Source organism: Pantoea sp. Ap-870 (assembly GCF_011752515.1).
Classification (GTDB): Bacteria; Pseudomonadota; Gammaproteobacteria; order Enterobacterales; family Enterobacteriaceae; genus Pantoea; species Pantoea dispersa.
In genome coordinates, this window is record NZ_VWXG01000018.1 from 1 (window position 1) to 1,648 (window position 1,648).

A 1,648-nucleotide genomic window follows, 5' to 3' on the forward strand; every position below is an offset into this window, starting at 1 on the left:
GTATCTTCAGGTAAGGAGGTGATCCAACCGCAGGTTCCCCTACGGTTACCTTGTTACGACTTCACCCCAGTCATGAATCACAAAGTGGTAAGCGCCCTCCCGAAGGTTAAGCTACCTACTTCTTTTGCAACCCACTCCCATGGTGTGACGGGCGGTGTGTACAAGGCCCGGGAACGTATTCACCGTAGCATTCTGATCTACGATTACTAGCGATTCCGACTTCATGGAGTCGAGTTGCAGACTCCAATCCGGACTACGACGCACTTTATGAGGTCCGCTTGCTCTCGCGAGGTCGCTTCTCTTTGTATGCGCCATTGTAGCACGTGTGTAGCCCTGGCCGTAAGGGCCATGATGACTTGACGTCATCCCCACCTTCCTCCGGTTTATCACCGGCAGTCTCCTTTGAGTTCCCGGCCGAGCCGCTGGCAACAAAGGATAAGGGTTGCGCTCGTTGCGGGACTTAACCCAACATTTCACAACACGAGCTGACGACAGCCATGCAGCACCTGTCTCAGAGTTCCCGAAGGCACCAAAGCATCTCTGCTAAGTTCTCTGGATGTCAAGGCCAGGTAAGGTTCTTCGCGTTGCATCGAATTAAACCACATGCTCCACCGCTTGTGCGGGCCCCCGTCAATTCATTTGAGTTTTAACCTTGCGGCCGTACTCCCCAGGCGGTCGACTTAACGCGTTAGCTCCGGAAGCCACGCCTCAAGGGCACAACCTCCAAGTCGACATCGTTTACGGCGTGGACTACCAGGGTATCTAATCCTGTTTGCTCCCCACGCTTTCGCACCTGAGCGTCAGTCTTCGTCCAGGGGGCCGCCTTCGCCACCGGTATTCCTCCAGATCTCTACGCATTTCACCGCTACACCTGGAATTCTACCCCCCTCTACGAGACTCAAGCCTGCCAGTTTCAAATGCAGTTCCCAGGTTAAGCCCGGGGATTTCACATCTGACTTAACAGACCGCCTGCGTGCGCTTTACGCCCAGTAATTCCGATTAACGCTTGCACCCTCCGTATTACCGCGGCTGCTGGCACGGAGTTAGCCGGTGCTTCTTCTGCGGGTAACGTCAATCGGCAAGGTTATTAACCTCACCGCCTTCCTCCCCGCTGAAAGTACTTTACAACCCGAAGGCCTTCTTCATACACGCGGCATGGCTGCATCAGGCTTGCGCCCATTGTGCAATATTCCCCACTGCTGCCTCCCGTAGGAGTCTGGACCGTGTCTCAGTTCCAGTGTGGCTGGTCATCCTCTCAGACCAGCTAGGGATCGTCGCCTAGGTGAGCCATTACCCCACCTACTAGCTAATCCCATCTGGGCACATCCGATGGTGTGAGGCCCGAAGGTCCCCCACTTTGGTCTTGCGACGTTATGCGGTATTAGCTACCGTTTCCAGTAGTTATCCCCCTCCATCGGGCAGTTTCCCAGACATTACTCACCCGTCCGCCACTCGCCACCCAAAGAGCAAGCTCTTCTGTGCTGCCGTTCGACTTGCATGTGTTAGGCCTGCCGCCAGCGTTCAATCTGAGCCATGATCAAACTCTTCAATTTAAAGTTTGATTTGCTGCAACGAGTGCAGCGATGCTCTGTGAATTAAACTTCGTAATGAATTACGTGTTCACTCAGCAAAGACTTGATATTTTTTA

General features: G+C 53.9%; 1 rRNA gene. It reads right to left on the reverse strand.

Annotation, left to right across the window (positions count from 1 at the left end):
* Nucleotides 1–11 precede the first annotated feature (11 nt).
* A 16S ribosomal RNA gene (locus tag F3J41_RS23165) occupies nt 12–1,553 on the reverse strand.
* Nucleotides 1,554–1,648: the final 95 nt, after the last annotated feature.